Source organism: bacterium (Candidatus Blackallbacteria) CG13_big_fil_rev_8_21_14_2_50_49_14 (genome assembly GCA_002783405.1).
Lineage (GTDB): Bacteria > Cyanobacteriota > Sericytochromatia > UBA7694 > UBA7694.
In genome coordinates this window covers 1-15,242 of the sequence record PFGG01000057.1, presented here as the reverse complement: position 1 = coordinate 15,242, position 15,242 = coordinate 1, and the positions used below count along the sequence as shown (strand labels likewise).

Here is a 15,242-nt window from a genome sequence, read left to right as displayed (position 1 = left end):
TTCTGTACTATAATGAATCCCTGAAAGACTCATGAAAGCAGGATTCCAATGGAACAAAATCCAAGCCTTGGCAAACCCTCCTGGTTCAGCTATTTTGTGCTGGTTGTGGCTGCTCTGATTGCGATTTTTCCTGTTTTTTGGATTTTTTCAACCTCACTCAAGCCTGCTGCAGAGGTCTTAAGCCCTCAGGTCACGGTTTTTCCTAAAACGGTGACCTTGGAAAATTACCAACAGGTCTTACAGGGCGGTCTGTTTTGGCAATGGATGTTTAACAGCGTCATGATTGCCTTGTTGACGACTGTCATTGGGATCATTCTGGCGGCTACCACTGCCTATTCGGTTTCCCGCTTTGAATTCTGGGGCAAAAAAACGGTTCTCTTTGCGTTTCTGGTGGCCCAGATGTTTCCGGGAGCGATTTTGATTGTGCCGCTTTACAATATTATGAAAGACTTGGGGCTGCTCAATACCTTTTCTGGCTTAATTATTGCCTATTCCACGCTTTCACTGCCCTTCTGTGTCTGGATGCTGAAGGGTTTCTTTGATGCGATTCCCATGTCTTTGGAAGAAGCCGCCATGATCGATGGCATGACAGCCTTTGGGACCTTTGTGCGGATCATTTTGCCCTTGTCTTTGCCCGGCTTGGCCGTTACGGGATTTTTCTCTTTTATTACGGCCTGGAATGAGTTTATGTTTGCACTCACCTTTATGACTGGTGAGAATCACTATACTTTGCCGGTGGGCTTGCGCACCTATGTCTTCGAGTTCAATACCGCCTGGCACTTAATGGCGGCTGGTGCGATTATTGTCACGATTCCGGTTTTGGTCGTCTTTTTGGTGGCTCAGCGCTTTTTAATTTCTGGTTTGACTGCCGGAGGCGTCAAGGGCTAAGCCTTTGTTGCGACCGCGCTCTTCACCTATTCCCGAAAATTTACCTGGCTATCACGAACGTGAACGTTCGCTAAAGCAGGTGCTGATCGCACATGATTATCTAAGCGCTTTGGCATTGTGCCGATTTCAGTTGGAAACCCTGCTTGCCCCAGAACCTTTGATCTCACTGCACATCGCCTTGATGGGGTTGGGCTGGCCTGTTTTGGCTGAGCGCCTCAGAGTCTTGGGCCATCTCCTGTTTCCCCAACGGTTTTTGCCGATTGAGCCCAGTGCTCAGCCCATAGAAACCGACGCGCCAGACTGGTTGTGTTCCTGGTTGGCCCCTCAAACACCTATGCGGCTAAGTGTCTGCATGATCGTGCGCAATGCAGAGGATACCCTGGTGACTGCGCTCGAGAGTATCGCGGATTTGGCCGATGAAATCATCGTGGTGGATACAGGCTCTCAGGATCAGACCCTGGCTTTGGCTGCTGCTTTTTCGCCCCAGGTCAAAGTTTTGCAGACTGTTTGGCAGGATGATTTTTCCTTGGCCCGCAATCTCTCCTTGAGGGCAGCCCAGGGGGACTGGATTTTGGTTTTAGATGCCGATGAACGGCTGGAGCCGGAGGGTTCGAGCTGTTTAAGAAAGCTTCTCGCTTTTGGGGTGATGGGTTGGAATTTATTTGTTTTTCAGCAGAAACACCTGCGTGATCAGGCTGAAAACAGCTTTTGGGTTCAAGTGGGGCGGCTTTTTCGCGCGCATCCTGATTTGCGTTTTCATGGCCTCTTGCATGAGCAGCTTCACCGCTTTTCGTTTCCTTGGTATCTGCATCAAATCTATTTGCCCCAGGTGATTCTTGAGCATTCAGGCAATCTGAGTGCGCAGGTTGAAAAGCATCAGAAACCCTTGCGCAATCTGCTCTTGGATCGGGCCTTGGCCCTGCCGGAGTATCAAACGCCCTATCTTTGGTTCCAAAAGGCGCATGTTTTATTGGAGCAAACGGTTCCGCCTGCATTGCCTGAGGCAAGAGACTGGTTGGAAAAAGCTTTGCCCCCTTCTGTGGCTGGCATTTCTAAGATTCCTGTTTCTGCGACCTGGAGTCTGGCTCCGCCCAGTTTGGCCCTTTTTTATCTGCTCAAATGCCTGTATTTACAGCAGGAAATCCCTGCTCTTGCCCAGACAGCGCTTAACTATGCTGAGTGGAATCTTTGGGCTGAAGGCCGTGCGCTTGCCGGTTGGGGCTTGAGCAAAAATGATCAAATTGTGCGCGCCAAACCTATTCTGGGTTCTTTTTTTGAGCCTGGTTTGCCGGCCCTGCGCACGGATTTGTCTTTGTTTCTGCGTTTGACACTGGAAGGGCTCTTGGAATGCGCCTTGGCAGAGCAGGATGCTTGGCTTGCGTTGGCCTATCTCAAGCAATTGCTAAAATTAAGACCCCATCCGGCCTTGGAAACGATCCAAGCCCGTTTATTCAGGCTTTTAAAACTGTCTGAATCTGACATGCTCTCGACTCTTCGGGCTTTGATTGCAGCCGCGTATCAAGCTGAAAACTGGTTTGAGCTGATTCGTTATTTTTTTGTTGCTTTACAATGGGGCCTGCCCTGGGAGGCTGATTTCTTTGTTTTTTTACTGATTGCCCTGCAAAAAACAGGTTATCTTCAACTTTGTGCTTATTTGGCCCGTACTGGCTCTCATCGTTTTCAAGAACCCTCTATTTTTGCTTGCTTTTGCCGTCAAAGTTTCAGCCGGGATCCCGATCTGGCTGAATTGCCAGGACAATGGCAATGGTATCAGCTTTTGAATTAGGAGCGACCAGTCTGGTTTAAAGTTCTGCTATTCGTAACGCAAGGCATCGACAGGATCGAGTCGCGAAGCCTTATTGGCTGGGTAAATGCCGAAAAACATGCCCACTCCGGCTGAAAAGATAAAAGCCCCGATAATCGCCACTTCAGAGAGTACGAAGGGCAGTTTCATGGCCTGGGTAGCGATTCGGGTTACCAAGAGGCCAAGCAGAATGCCGATCGTACCGCCAGCCAGTGAAATGGTGCCTGATTCAATCAGAAACTGAATCAGAATATCCCGGCGGGTGGCTCCCACAGCTTTGCGCACCCCAATTTCACGCGTTCGTTCAGTGACTGAGACCAACATAATATTCATAATGCCGATGCCCCCCACAATCAGTGAAATGGCAGCAATACCCGCCAACAGAAAGGTAAACACTTGAGTAACCACTTGAACGGTGGAGAGCAGCTCGGCTTGGGTTTGTACTTTAAAATCGTCTTCTTCATCGGCTCGGATGGCATGGCGGTAACGCAGCAGGGTTTTGGTGCGCTCTTCAACCAGAGGCAAAAGTTCTTCACCTTGAACCTTGAGCAGGATGGAGTTTAAGCCCCGGCCAGATTTGATCGTCTGTTGAAAGGTTTTGGTGGGCATAAAGGCCTGATCGTCTACGGAGCCAAACAGTCCTGAACCCTGTTCCTGTAAAATGCCAATAATTCGGTAACGGGCATTTTCAATCCGCACTTTGGAGCCCAGTGGCTCTGCCAGGGTATTTTTAAACAGATCCCGTGCAAGTTTATAACCAATCACAATGACAGGGGAGCCGACCCGTGCTTCCTGTTCAGAAAAAAACCTTCCCGAGCTGATTTTGAAACCTCTGGCCTGAACGATATTGGGGTTGGAACCCAGTACAGAAGCAGGCACATTGTTGCGCTCAAATTTGAGCATGGCCTGAATAAAGACATTGGGAGAAACGTAGAGCAGGCCTGGCAAGGCTTCCAGACTGGTGGCGTCATCCAGGGTCAGGGTTTTGGCGGTATTGACCCCCGGAGGGCCAAAGGATTGGGTTTTGGGGTTGCCCGGCGTAATAATCAGAACGCCGGCCCCCAGCCCCTTGATCTGGTTGGTGATATTGGCCTGCGAAGACTGTCCCAAGCCGATCATGACAATCACAGAGAAAACCCCAATCACCATTCCCAAAGTAGTGAGGAAAGAGCGCACTTTATTGAGCACCAGCGCCTCAAAGGCCATTGAAAAGTATTTAGTCAGCATCTTGTGCATCTACCTGGATTTGAGTTTGGGCCGTGTCTTCAATAATTCTGCCATCTTGCATGCGGATCACGCGTTGGCAATAGCCAGCGATATCGGCTTCATGGGTGACAATGATCAGGGTCATGCCATCTCGATTAAGCTCTTGAAACAGACGCATAATTTCAACTCCTGTGCGGGAATCGAGAGCTCCGGTGGGTTCATCGGCCATGATCATGGCCGGTCGATTGACCAGGGCTCGGGCGATGGCCACTCTTTGTTTTTGCCCTCCAGACAGCTCATTGGGGCGGTTGCTAAGTTTGCTGCCCAGCCCCACTCTCTCCAGTGCTGCGATTGCCCGTTGTTCGCGTTCCCGGTTGGAAACGGCACTGTAGAGCAGGGGCAATTCGACATTTTTTCGGGCTGAATAGCGCGGCAGGAGATTAAAGTTCTGAAAAACAAAGCCAATTTCACGGTTGCGGATAAAGGCCAGTTCATTGTCGTTGTATTCTGAAATGGAACGGCCTCTCAGCCAATACTCGCCGCTGCTCAAGCGATCCAGACAGCCAATAATATTCATCAGGGTCGATTTTCCAGAGCCGCTGGCTCCCATAATGGCGATCATTTCACCTGACATAATCGTCAGATTGATGTCATGCAGGGCATGAAATTCCACAGCCCCCTTGTAGATTTTATTCAACAGGTGGGTATGAATAACTGGGGCGCTCATGGTTTGCCTTTGGTTCCTGGAGCTGGCGTGGCTTCTGCAACGATTTGGTCGCCCGTTTCCAAACCGCTGATGACTTCGACTTGATCGAGGGTGGAAATTCCCAGTTTAATTTCTGTTTCTTGGGGTTTGCCAGTGTGTAAACGGTCGACATAATAGTGCCCATCTTTTTTGCGGATATGAATAATTGGAATCGCCAGTACATTTTTGCGCTCAGCCGCTGAAATTTTAGCGTCAGCGCTCATGCCGGGCCTGATTTTATGGTCTGCGTTATCAAACCAGATTTTTACCGGAAAGACCTGAACATTATCGCTGTCGGTAATGCTGGATTCGCTGATCCACACGACTTTTCCCGGATAGGGGGTTTCAGGATAGGCATCAAAGGTGATCTCAACTTCTGCGCCAATTCTGACCTTGGGCAAATCCAATTCATTGACGTTTAAGAGCAGGCGCAGATCTCGGGTATCCAGAAAGCGCGCCACGGGTGTTCCTGGGGTGACATAATCTCCGCGATTGACTTGCCAGCGGGCCACTGTACCCGAAAAAGGCGCGTTGATGGCTCCCTTATGGAGGGTGTCACGGGCCAGTTGAACAGAAGCTTCACCTTGGCGTTTGGCGTTTTCAAGGGCGGTTCTGGCCTGTGCAATGCGGTTACGTGCCGTGGTAATCTCTGTTTGATCGCGTTGGGCCGTTTTTAAATTGTTCTCCGCCGTTTTGAGGTCCAGGCGGGCCTGATCCAGGGTCTGTTTCTGTTGCTCCAGGCGTTGGGGAGGAGTGACCCCTGCTTCTGTTAGATGGATCTGACGCAGATATTCCGATTCTTGAAAGTTGATATTTTGTTTTGCTTTTGTCAGTTGATTTTCAAGGTTTTGCAGATTGAGCTGTTTGCGTTTCAGGGCATCGCTCAGCGATTTTTCTGCGCTTCCCAGTTCAGTGTGGGATTGGGCTTGGGAGGTTTGGGTATTGGTTTGGGCCTGTGCCAATTGTAAATGATAGGTTGATGTATCCAGGTTGAGCAAAGCTGTTCCTGACGAGACCCTTTGATTTTCAGCAACCAATCGCCCCAGAACCTGCGCGCTGATCGCGGCTTTCAGCACCACGTCTCTTTCTGAAAATACAGCACCGCTGACATCAATGCTTTCTTTGAGATCCCTGCGCTTGACAACAAGAGTTGGCCAGATTTGATGGGCCTTTCGGTATTGGGCATAACCGACCCCACTTACGATCAAAAGCAGCAAAATACCTGATGCGATCCAGAACCAGTGCAGACGACGCTTCGGTTTGGGAGAAACAGTCGGTGGAATGGGGGTGAGGTTTTCCGAAGGTGAGTCCGTTGTTGATTCTGACATCATGGGTATATAAACTTTATTATATTTTATTAAATGAATATTTTATATTCTAAAGAATTTTATCATGAATGCAGCCTTGAAGGTGAGGATTCATGCCGGATAGCGCAATGTTATAATGGGGGCCTATGAATAAGCAAAGATTTCTTTCTCTTTTGAGCCTTTTGATCTTGGGGGCCTGTGCTTTTGCGAAAGGGGAAACCCTTGACGACAAACCGACCGAACCCTTGAAAATAGAAAACACCTCAGATGATACGGTTCGCTTTGTCGCTTTTGGGGATATGGGGACAGGCAGTCTGACCCAATACCAGGTGGCGCAGGCGATTCAAAAAAAGTGTAAACTTTCAGGCTGCGATTTTGCCTTGACGCTGGGGGATAATATTTACAATGATGGCGTACGCAGCGTGAATGACGCGCAGTTTCAGAGCAAGTTTGAAAAACCCTATGCTGAGCTGCCCTTTCGCTTTTATATGGTATTGGGCAACCATGATTACCGTGGCAGTGTAGAAGCTCAACTGGCCTATACGCAAAAAAGTAAAAAATGGTATTTGCCCCTGCGTTATTATGATTTTCAAGCTGGCCCTGTCAGCTTTTTTGCACTGGATACCAATCAGCCGGATGCGAAACAACTTGCCTATTTTCAAGCGCGTTTAAAAGAGGTGAAAACACCCTGGAAAATCGTGTTTGGTCACCACCCCCGTTATACGAATGGCTTTTATCACAATACCCAGAGCCCAGCCCTCAAAACTTTGCTTGACAGTTTTTGTGGGCAGGCTCAGTTTTATCTCTCAGGACATGAGCACAACAAAGAGCATCTCAAGGCGCGGTGTGGGACAGAGTATCTTGTGATTGGTACCGGAGCGGGTTTGAGAGCCTCGAATCCTGGGGCCGATTCACTTTTTTCGCGCGCCAGTTTGGGCTTTGCCTGGTTTGAAATCAGCCCCCGCAGGTTGTACTTTGAATTTCTAAATACCCAAGGGCAGGTGGAACACCGCGCCTCGCTTTTACGTAATCCGGAACCTCAAAAACCTGATACATGAGCTGTGCATGGTAAAATAAACCATGCAAATACAAACTATTGAAACAGAACCTTTACCCCCTGATTCAGGCGCTTTAAATGCCCTGATTGATACGATTGTGGAAGCCCGGCAGAATATTGCGGGAAATTTCCTGACCATTGGGCAGGCCTTGACCACCGTCAAGGCCCGCAAGCTTTACCGTGAAAATGGTTTTACTTCCTTTGCGGCATTTTTACATGACTCCCGGATAGACATTGCGCCTGCCGATGCCGAGCGCTTTATGTCGATCGCGGAAGACCCTGCTTTTAGCAAGCAAGCGGCCCTGGGGCTTTCTAAAATGCTGGAATTGCTGAAATTGCCCCCTGCGGATCGTTCCCGACTGATGGAAGTGGGGGCAAATATCAAAGGTCAGACAAAATCGATTGACCAGATGAATCTGCGTGAACTGAAACAGGCCTCGCAGGAAATCAAACGCGCAGGCAAAAGTCGCTGTGAACGCTGCAGTCGTTGGGTTGACAATGTCATGGAGATTGACGGCCATTTTTATGGCACGGGCAGTTCTCACTCTTGCTATGAGCATGAAATGGAAGAGCGCCGCTCTTTAAGTGCGGGTCGGATTCCTGCTGCTCAGCTCGACAATGTGCTGGATACCCTGCGTTTTGAAACCCTTGAGGCCAAGCCAGAACTTCCTCCTTTGCAATGGCTGCCGGACAGTCTTTATCAGCTCTATGGACAATTGCTGCAAGATGCAGCGCAAAGCACTGGCGAAGTCTCGCGTGAAGCTTTGGAACATGAGGAGGATGTGCTCAAAAAATTCATGGTCTTATGTCAGAACCGCCTGAAAGAGATTCATGAAACCCTGCAAATGCTTCAGGAATTGGGTGAACCAGGCCCTGCTGGCGATGAAAACGCTCCTCCCTGGGACTGAGTCCGTTTCTTTTCTTTAGAAACTAAAAAATAGGTTATCTTTTGCTTAAAGTGGAAGATAACCTGTGTTTTTTTTGAGGGGCTTGGGTAAATAAAAACTTGAAAGAACTCAAAAATTCAGTTTGATGAAATTTTTAACTTGAAAGGTTTAACTCTGTTTATGGATTCCAGCTTTATCAATCTTCAACCGGCAGGCATGGTTTCTCCTCTTTCTAAGTCTGATATAAAGCCCAAAGCAGCGAATGCAGATCAAACAAAACCGTCAAAAGAAGCTTCCCTGCAATTGGGGGATCAGTTTAAAGCCCCTGCGCTCAGCCAGGGCTCTGCCAGCCAGGCAGAATTGATTCAAACTGAAATCTATACTCCAGAAACCTTGAGTGGTGCCTTGCAGCAAAGTTCTTTTGAAAATCTGCGGGATTTATTTTTTTCGCTTCAAAAATTGGATCCCAAACTTCTTTCTTCAGAGCAGAAAGCCCAGGTTTTAGCCTCTTTTATTCAGGGCTTGTCTGTTGAAAATCAGCATTTGGCCCAATCCTTGGGCTTGAATCAGTTGGACCCTCAAAATTTAGATATTTTGATGGAGACCTTACATGGACATTTGTGCGATTTGGTTGAAACCGAACAGGCTGCACCAGAGGCAATGGCTGCTGCAGATAAGGTTTTGCGCCAGAATTTTATGCAGCAGGCAGATGCTGTGGACGCTTTACGGAGAAATATAGGTATCCTGACACTCCAGAGTTCCATGGGTTTTCTTTCTCCCCAAGAATTTGCGCTTGAGCGTGAACAGATGATTGCGGCTTTGCCCTCAGAACAGAAAAAAATAGCTGAAGCCATGGGCCTGGGTGCAATGAGTTTGCAGAGCATGATCCATTTAGAGGAAATGGCTGGTGATTTGGGCAAGGCCGTTGTCAGTATGCAAGAAAATGCTTTGATCAAAAAAATTGAAGTGACTTCACGTGCGATTTTGGATGCTCCTGCGCTTGCCACAGATCAACTGCTTGATCTCAAGTCTGGAAAATCTGAACTTGTAGCACCCATTGAAACGGCCCGTGAAGAAGTGCTGGCACGTCATCAACTTGAACACCAGGCGCTTGAAAATAAATTCAATGTCAATGAACTGGTCTTAAAGGCTGGGGTTGCTGATCCTGAAGGCATGCAGTTTGATCAGGGCTTAGAAGGTTTCTTACGGTTACTGGATCAAGAAGGCGAAGATGTACGCAAACTGGTACAACAGGTTTTACGCCATCAGCCTTTGAATCAGATAGATCTCACAGCGAAAAACAATTATATTCTCGCTCAGATTTTGGGCTCAGATGAGCAGCAGAGCAATGCACTGATCCAAGCGCTTCAGACGCTTCAGCGGGGAGGGGCCCTCAAACAGGAAGGGCAAGCGGTACTTGAAAAAGTGGGTATTTTTGTTCGCGATGGAAAGGCCTATAATCTTGCCAATAAAAACATTTTACAAGCTCAAAATTTGGCCCTGTTTGCAAAGATCGCCCAGCATATGCTAACAACGCGTCTGGCGGGCGCCACGACCTCTGAACTTGCCATGCAGACCAAGCAGCCGGTGATTATTGAACAGTTCAGAGCACTGGAGTCTTTAAAGGATATGCGTGGGCAAATAGAAAGCAATACGGCTGATTTGCGTCGCGAAAGGGAAGCCCTGGCAGAGACCAATACGCAAATTGTTCAGGCTCAGCTGGTGGTCTCACAAACGGGCACTGAATTTGAACAGGCACAAGACAATCTGGAAAGTTTAGCGTTTGTTTTTCAGATCTTGAATCAGCAAGGACTTGCGGGACTGAACGCTTTAACTTCAGAGCAATTGAACAAAGCCAATGCCGTTTTGTCGCAATGGGGAGCTTCTTTAGAACGCAAGGCTGGTCAGGTTCAGCTTCAATTTCAAGGCCGTACGGTTTCTTCTGATAAAGTACTTCAGCAGGTCTCTCAGTGGCTTGATGCATTAAAACAAAAGGTCGACCATTCGCAGTCACGTTTTCAGGAGAGTGCTTCTCAGTTAAAAGAATTGCAGCAGAAAGCCGAGCGACAAGCCGAGCGATTGGATGAACAGGCCAAGGATTTGAAATCCCTTTTGGACACGTATAAACAAAATCTTGAAACTTTTAAAGCGCAGGGGATTCCCGCGCTGCTTGCCTTAAGAAATAATCCAGCAGCTTGGGCGGCTTTATCTTCTGAAGAAAAAGAAATGGTAGAGAATCTGCTTTTGCAGGGGCACCGTGAATTGGATTTGGGTTTGAGCATCACTGCTCTGGCTGAACAGGAGTTGGCGGCTGTTTTTGCGGAAATTGAGCGCACCAAGGCTTTGTCTCGGCAAAGTACTGATTTGTTGTCGAAGCTGAACGCTGATTCTGGTCTTGAAAAAGATACCCAGGAGTTGATTGCCAAAGCCCAAGCCATAGAGATGCAGCTGGCGAAAACCCCGCATATGGAAAGTGAAACGGCAGGTAAATTGGCCTCGGAATGGTTAGCACAACTGTCTAAGTTCGAAGGTGAGCTCAAAGCGCAATTGCGTCAGGAAATACAAAATGCCCAATTTGAACATGCGCTTTCGGCACAAAACTACCAGAAAGCTTTGCGGCGTCTTGAGTATCATACCCGGCAGCTAAAGGCTCTGGATTTAAGGCAGACAGAGCGTCTTGAACAAGTGCTCAAGGGGAGCCTTTCACGTGTTAGCAAAGAAATATCGGTCTTGATTCCACAGACGACGGAAGGAATGCGTCCTTGAATTTCAGGCCGCTGGATCGGCCTGTAAAAGCGGATCCAGTTGACCACGGCGATCCAAGGCCTGAAGATCCGTAAATCCCCCCACAGGCTGGTCATTGATAAAAACTTGGGGCACGGTCGTCATGCCTGTGGCTTCCACCAGCCAGTGCCGTTTATCTGGATCATGGGTGACATCATGCAGGGTGAATTCAATGCCTTTTGTTGTCAATAAGCGTTCTGCGGCACGGCAATAAGGGCAATAGGTGGTAGAATAAACTTCGACTTTAGCGGCCATGTTTGTCTTTCTCCATCGGTTGGGATTGGGGGGCTAGGGATTGAAGGATACTTTTCCCTGAATGCAGGGCGTCGAGTTCAAGGAACTCAACCAGGCTGAATATCACCAGACAAAAGCCAATGACCCACAGCATGCGATTTTGATAGCGTTGGGCATTGACGAAAAGAATCACAGCAAACAACATCAGACTGAAGCCTGACATGGCAAGATAAATCATGCGTTGACGGGAAATTTGCCAGAGTTCCTGGCGCATGGTTTGCGCCAGATAGTCCTGTAAACGCTGATAATCGCTTTCTGCAAGGGGGCCGGGAATCATACCCGCTTGTTCCTGTGGGGATCGTGAATTCATGGCAAAATTATAACATCTGTCTCAAGCCAGAAGGCAAGTCTTCCCAAGCGACTCAGATTTTATGGATACGACTGGATTTTAGATTCTGGCGATAATAGCGAGCATGCTGCATGACCGCAGGCACATAATTACGCGTTTCACTGGGCAGATAGTTCTTGATATCGTTCCAATTCACCTGTTGTCTGGATTTCTTGTGTTTGAAAGCGGCTTTTTGAATGGCCTGGGTGACCCGGCCTTGCCCGCCATTATAAGAGGCCAGTGCAAATTGCCAGCGTTGGCTTTCTGGGTAAGCACGAAATTGATCATAAAGAGAGCGCAAATACCAACTGCCTGCAGCCATATTGTCGACGGGGTTGAAGGCCGAAGAAATCTGAACAGGGCTGTTTTTGCGAATATGCTCAACCGTTCCTGGCATCAGTTGCATCAAGCCTTGGGCACCGGCCCAGCTCACGGCATTGGCATTGAAGCCGGATTCCTGGGTAATCACACCCAGGATCATGGCCGGTTCAATTTCAAAACGCCGGGCTTGAATTTTGGCCAGACGCACAGAGGTGTTTTTTTCTAAAATGCGGGCAGGCAGTCTCAGGCTGGAGGTTGAAAAACCACCTTTACTGCCCGAGGGAAGGTCAATATTCACAATCGCAGGGGGTTCAATATCGCAGGCACTGAAAAGAAGCAGCGCCATGGAGCTGAGTAAAAAACTTTTTTTTATCATGATGTTTGTTTCGAGCGCCCTGTTGAGAGGGGGCTGGATCCTCCTGATTCAAAACCGGGTTGCAAAATGAGGGTAGGTAAAACGACGGAACAAAAGTCTGAGAAGTTCCCATTTTAATTTCTCCGTTCCCCATTTTAGCATGGGCATTGTGGATAAATCTCGATATACTTGCTTATTCCCAGTTGAAGGGAGCAGACGATGCTTTTACCGACTCCTGCGCATCTCGACTTACGCACGGCTGAGTTTCCTTTGCAGCATAAGGGGCTTTTGCGTGCCTATACCCTGCCTTGGTCGCGAACCGCGCTTTGGCGTTTTCTCCACCATAAACGTTGGGGCTATCTTTGGGTCGATGGGGAAGACTGGATCTTGGGAATGGCGATCGTAGATCTGGGATATCTGGCCAAGTCGTTTGTTTTCTTTGTAGAAGCCGAGCAAAAAACACCTGTTTTTTATCGTGAAGCGTTGGCTTTGCCGGGGCTCTCACCTGTTTTACATTCCACACAAGAGCAGGTACGCACAGCAAAGTTTCATGGGCCGGGTCTGCGTTCCAGAATTCAATGGTTTGAAGAGGGGCTCCTGAATTTTCAGGTAGAGGGGAAAAATCTGAGCATTTCAGGGCAGGCCCAGCGTCCCGAACAGGCTCCTTTGGTTGCCGCCAATCTTTTGTCGGGTGGCAGTGCCAATCTGACCATGAAAACCATGCGGCATTCTGCACAGGTTCGAATCCGGTTTCAAAACCGAGAATGGAAAACCGCACACGCTTGGGTGGCTACAGACCTGACCGATGGTTTTTTACCCCGTTCGACGCGCTGGTCTTGGGCCAGTCTCAGTGGCTTAAGCCTGACGGGAGAACGGGTCAGTTTGAATTTGGTGGAAGGTTTTAATGGAGCCTGCGAATGTCTGCTCTGGGTGAATGATCTGCAGATCCCGCTCGAAGAAGGCGTGATTGAGGGCCAAGTCCCCGATCAGAACTGGCAGATTCGCACCCGATGTGGCAAGGTGCAACTTGAATTTCAACCCTGGTGTGCGCTTTGGGACCAAACCCGTCTGGGATTGGTCAGCAGTGATTTCCGCCAAGTCTATGGGACGTATTCTGGCCGGATCACCACCGGCCAGAAAATCCTGATTATTGAGAAGCTTCGTGGAATTGCTGAGTATCAGGACGTTCTTTGGTAGTCTCAGATGCCCATATTGCTCAGCAGGACAGAAATCCGGTTCAAAATATCGGTGAGTTTGGGATGTTCGCTTTCAAAATGGGTGACCAATTGATTGAGGCCTGAAAGGGTTTGGCCTTGCGTTTCTGTTTCACCCGAAATTTGTTTTTCGAGATCGCAAAGCAGATTTTCAAGCCGTTCACGATGGCTTTCCTGACTGGGATCCAACTGAGCGATTTCTTCCCGTAAAGCTTGTACTGCGTGCTTCAAATTGTCTGAGTTCATGTTTGTGTTTCCTTATGAGATATGTGTGATGACAGATTTAAAACCTGCCAGAATATCGCGAATATCCAGGTACATCAGATCTTCGCGACTGGGTTCTTCAAGTAAAGCCAAACGATTGGCTTGAAAAGTCAGTGCATGCTCAAAAATATTCCTTACCGTGCGCCCATTTCCAAAATTATTCCCCCTGCGTTGGTGCAGACGTTCAAATGCTTTTCCCAATAATTCCCGTGCAGAGTTATCGGTTTTGAGATGAATATCTTCCAGCATTTTATCGAAAATCGCAAGCAGTTCGGCAGGGGCATAGTCTTCGAAATGCAAAATTCGCTTAAAACGTGACTGTAATCCGGGGTTGGAGTGAATAAAGCGTTTCATGGGCTCGGCATAGCCAGCGACGATCACCACCAATTCTTCGCGGTGATCTTCCATGGCTTTGAGCAGGATATCGATGGCTTCCTGACCAAAATCTCCACCCTGTTCGCCTGCCAGGGCATAGGCTTCATCAATAAAAAGCATGCCCCCCAAGGCACTCTTGATCACCTCTTGGGTTTTGAGCGCCGTTTGCCCCATATAGCCTGCTACCAGTCCAGAGCGGTCAACTTCGACCAAATGCCCTTTACTCAAGATGCCCAAACTTTGGTAAATGGCAGAGAGTTTACGTGCCAGTGTGGTTTTTCCTGTACCAGGGTTGCCCGTAAAAACCAAATGTAAAGAAACACTGGGTACAGGCAGCTCTTGCTGGCGGCGCATTTCGCTGATACGAATCAAATTGGTGAGATTGCGGACTTCCTCTTTTACACCCTCTAAACCAATCAAAAGATCGATTTCTTTTAAGAGTTCGGCATAACTGGCCTGGGGTTGAGATGGGACTGCGGATTTTTCTTGAGCGCGTCCAGAGGAGGGGCCATATTTGAGGGGGATTTTTTTTTCGAGCGCAGGCAAAGGAGCCAAGGGTTTGAGGGGGCTTGAGCTGAGTGGGGGATCTTTTGCTTTTTCTGGCTGCTGCTCTGAATGGTGCTCAAGATAGTTTGCCAACTGTGCAATATGGCTTTCAGCGAAACTCACCTGTTCAGGGTGTTGAATGCCATCCATGCGTATAAACAGGAGCCCCAGATCTTCGAGGGTACGTAAAAGTTTGTGGGTCATGTTGGCATTGCGCATGCGGTCAAAAGCCAACAAAGTATCTAAATATTCTGGAATCCAGTCCATCCACTCTTCAGCACTGCGCCCTTTGAGAAAGCGTTGGTAACGTTGTGTAAACTCGTCAGCGCTGAAATTGTGGCGCACCACATGGTTGAAAAACGCGAGTTCCTGAGGATGCAATTCTCCATTGGCCCAGATAATGCCACCAAAAAAGAGAGTGATATGGCGTACAAAATTGTCCATCAGATTTTCGGGAGCACGGCAGGTAAAACCATCTCTTTGCAGTACGAGTATCGTGGCGGCGATATCGTCAAAGGAGTCGATAATCTGTCTTTCTGCGTCGGTCAGACGGTTGCGCAATGCCGTTTCCTCAAGTCTCAGGGGTGGTTGTATCTTATCATGAATTGCGTCTCTTTACTGCTTGAAATCATCTCTGTCAAAGGCTTATCGATCCTGGGATCTGAGAGTTTTCTTTTGAAGTTTTTCTGACCCGACGCTTGTGCTCTATCGTGGGGGAGTTTTTGACAAAAATATGTTGAAATTAATCTTGAGATAACTTGACATTAAACACAGCTTAATTTAATATGAATATTACGAACTCCGAGTGAGCTTAAACAAAGCGTCACGCAGGGCCGGGTGTAAGTCCCGGTCGGAAGTCCAAGAAGG

Annotated in this window: 14 protein-coding genes; 6 read left to right on the top strand and 8 right to left on the bottom strand. The window is 48.4% G+C overall.

Annotation, left to right across the window (positions count from 1 at the left end):
* Positions 1 to 48 precede the first annotated feature (48 nt).
* Complete coding sequence (locus tag COW20_13905) at positions 49 to 888, top strand: ABC transporter permease (GenBank protein PIW47021.1); 840 nt, start codon at positions 49 to 51, stop codon at positions 886 to 888.
* A 4-nt stretch (positions 889 to 892) separates the two neighbouring features.
* Positions 893 to 2,674: a hypothetical protein gene (locus tag COW20_13900; protein PIW47020.1), complete on the top strand. Its 1,782-nt coding sequence runs from the start codon at positions 893 to 895 to the stop codon at positions 2,672 to 2,674.
* A 27-nt stretch (positions 2,675 to 2,701) separates the two neighbouring features.
* Here the strand turns inward: COW20_13900 and COW20_13895 are convergent, their stop codons facing one another.
* Genes COW20_13895 through COW20_13885 form a run of 3 tightly spaced genes read right to left on the bottom strand, consistent with a single transcriptional unit; the run spans position 2,702 to position 5,974 of the window.
* Positions 2,702 to 3,928 carry a multidrug ABC transporter substrate-binding protein gene (locus tag COW20_13895; GenBank protein ID PIW47019.1) on the bottom strand — a complete coding sequence of 409 codons (1,227 nt, stop codon included), beginning with the start codon at positions 3,926 to 3,928 and terminating at the stop codon, positions 2,702 to 2,704.
* A complete protein-coding gene (locus COW20_13890; protein PIW47018.1) occupies positions 3,909 to 4,625 on the bottom strand; it encodes a macrolide ABC transporter ATP-binding protein in 717 nt (238 codons plus the stop codon). The genes COW20_13895 and COW20_13890 overlap by 20 nt, the downstream gene beginning before the upstream one ends.
* Positions 4,622 to 5,974, bottom strand: coding sequence for a hypothetical protein (locus COW20_13885; protein PIW47017.1), 1,353 nt, complete (start codon positions 5,972 to 5,974; stop codon positions 4,622 to 4,624). Before COW20_13885 ends, COW20_13890 begins: the two co-directional genes overlap by 4 nt.
* A gap of 122 nt (positions 5,975 to 6,096) precedes the next feature.
* On the opposite strand from COW20_13885, the gene COW20_13880 reads away from it, so the two are divergent.
* From COW20_13880 to COW20_13870, 3 genes are all read left to right on the top strand, one after another.
* Complete coding sequence (locus tag COW20_13880) at positions 6,097 to 7,008, top strand: metallophosphoesterase (protein ID PIW47016.1); 912 nt, start codon at positions 6,097 to 6,099, stop codon at positions 7,006 to 7,008.
* Between the two features lie 22 nt (positions 7,009 to 7,030).
* Positions 7,031 to 7,915, top strand: a complete 885-nt coding sequence (locus COW20_13875; protein PIW47015.1) for a hypothetical protein — start codon at positions 7,031 to 7,033, stop codon at positions 7,913 to 7,915.
* Positions 7,916 to 8,074: 159 nt separating this feature from the next.
* Complete coding sequence (locus COW20_13870) at positions 8,075 to 10,660, top strand: hypothetical protein (protein PIW47014.1); 2,586 nt, start codon at positions 8,075 to 8,077, stop codon at positions 10,658 to 10,660.
* 3 nt (positions 10,661 to 10,663) lie between these two features.
* Here COW20_13870 and grxC read toward each other — a convergent pair whose 3' ends face one another.
* From grxC to COW20_13855, 3 genes are all read right to left on the bottom strand, one after another.
* Positions 10,664 to 10,933, bottom strand: coding sequence for a glutaredoxin 3 (gene grxC / locus COW20_13865; protein PIW47013.1), 270 nt, complete (start codon positions 10,931 to 10,933; stop codon positions 10,664 to 10,666).
* The gene (locus COW20_13860; protein ID PIW47012.1) at positions 10,923 to 11,249 is read right to left on the bottom strand and encodes a hypothetical protein; all 327 of its coding nucleotides are present in this window, start codon (positions 11,247 to 11,249) and stop codon (positions 10,923 to 10,925) included. Before COW20_13860 ends, grxC begins: the two co-directional genes overlap by 11 nt.
* 85 nt (positions 11,250 to 11,334) lie before the next feature.
* On the bottom strand, positions 11,335 to 11,997 hold the full coding sequence (locus COW20_13855; GenBank protein ID PIW47011.1) for a hypothetical protein: 663 nt from the start codon (positions 11,995 to 11,997) through the stop codon (positions 11,335 to 11,337).
* Positions 11,998 to 12,195: 198 nt separating this feature from the next.
* Here COW20_13855 and COW20_13850 point away from each other — a divergent pair, with 198 nt between their 5' ends.
* Positions 12,196 to 13,173 (top strand): hypothetical protein, encoded by a 978-nt coding sequence (locus COW20_13850; GenBank protein PIW47010.1) that lies wholly within the window; start codon positions 12,196 to 12,198, stop codon positions 13,171 to 13,173.
* Between the two features lie 2 nt (positions 13,174 to 13,175).
* Here COW20_13850 and COW20_13845 read toward each other — a convergent pair whose 3' ends face one another.
* The gene (locus tag COW20_13845) at positions 13,176 to 13,436 is read right to left on the bottom strand and encodes a hypothetical protein (GenBank protein ID PIW47009.1); all 261 of its coding nucleotides are present in this window, start codon (positions 13,434 to 13,436) and stop codon (positions 13,176 to 13,178) included.
* A 12-nt stretch (positions 13,437 to 13,448) separates the two neighbouring features.
* Positions 13,449 to 14,936, bottom strand: a complete 1,488-nt coding sequence (locus COW20_13840; protein ID PIW47008.1) for a type VII secretion protein — start codon at positions 14,934 to 14,936, stop codon at positions 13,449 to 13,451.
* Positions 14,937 to 15,242: the final 306 nt, after the last annotated feature.

Excerpts from the sequence above, each read along its gene's own strand:
- COW20_13845 (PIW47009.1), bottom strand. The coding sequence starts at position 13,436 with ATGAACTCAGACAATTTGAAGCACGCAGTACAAGCTTTACGGGAAGAA.
- COW20_13890 (PIW47018.1), bottom strand. The coding sequence starts at position 4,625 with ATGAGCGCCCCAGTTATTCATACCCACCTGTTGAATAAAATCTACAAG.
- COW20_13905 (PIW47021.1), top strand. The coding sequence starts at position 49 with ATGGAACAAAATCCAAGCCTTGGCAAACCCTCCTGGTTCAGCTATTTT.
- COW20_13880 (PIW47016.1), top strand. The coding sequence starts at position 6,097 with ATGAATAAGCAAAGATTTCTTTCTCTTTTGAGCCTTTTGATCTTGGGG.
- grxC (PIW47013.1), bottom strand. The coding sequence starts at position 10,933 with ATGGCCGCTAAAGTCGAAGTTTATTCTACCACCTATTGCCCTTATTGC.
- COW20_13875 (PIW47015.1), top strand. The coding sequence starts at position 7,031 with ATGCAAATACAAACTATTGAAACAGAACCTTTACCCCCTGATTCAGGC.
- COW20_13855 (PIW47011.1), bottom strand. The coding sequence starts at position 11,997 with ATGATAAAAAAAAGTTTTTTACTCAGCTCCATGGCGCTGCTTCTTTTC.
- COW20_13860 (PIW47012.1), bottom strand. The coding sequence starts at position 11,249 with ATGATTCCCGGCCCCCTTGCAGAAAGCGATTATCAGCGTTTACAGGAC.
- COW20_13885 (PIW47017.1), bottom strand. The coding sequence starts at position 5,974 with ATGATGTCAGAATCAACAACGGACTCACCTTCGGAAAACCTCACCCCC.
- COW20_13870 (PIW47014.1), top strand. The coding sequence starts at position 8,075 with ATGGATTCCAGCTTTATCAATCTTCAACCGGCAGGCATGGTTTCTCCT.
- COW20_13895 (PIW47019.1), bottom strand. The coding sequence starts at position 3,928 with ATGCACAAGATGCTGACTAAATACTTTTCAATGGCCTTTGAGGCGCTG.
- COW20_13850 (PIW47010.1), top strand. The coding sequence starts at position 12,196 with ATGCTTTTACCGACTCCTGCGCATCTCGACTTACGCACGGCTGAGTTT.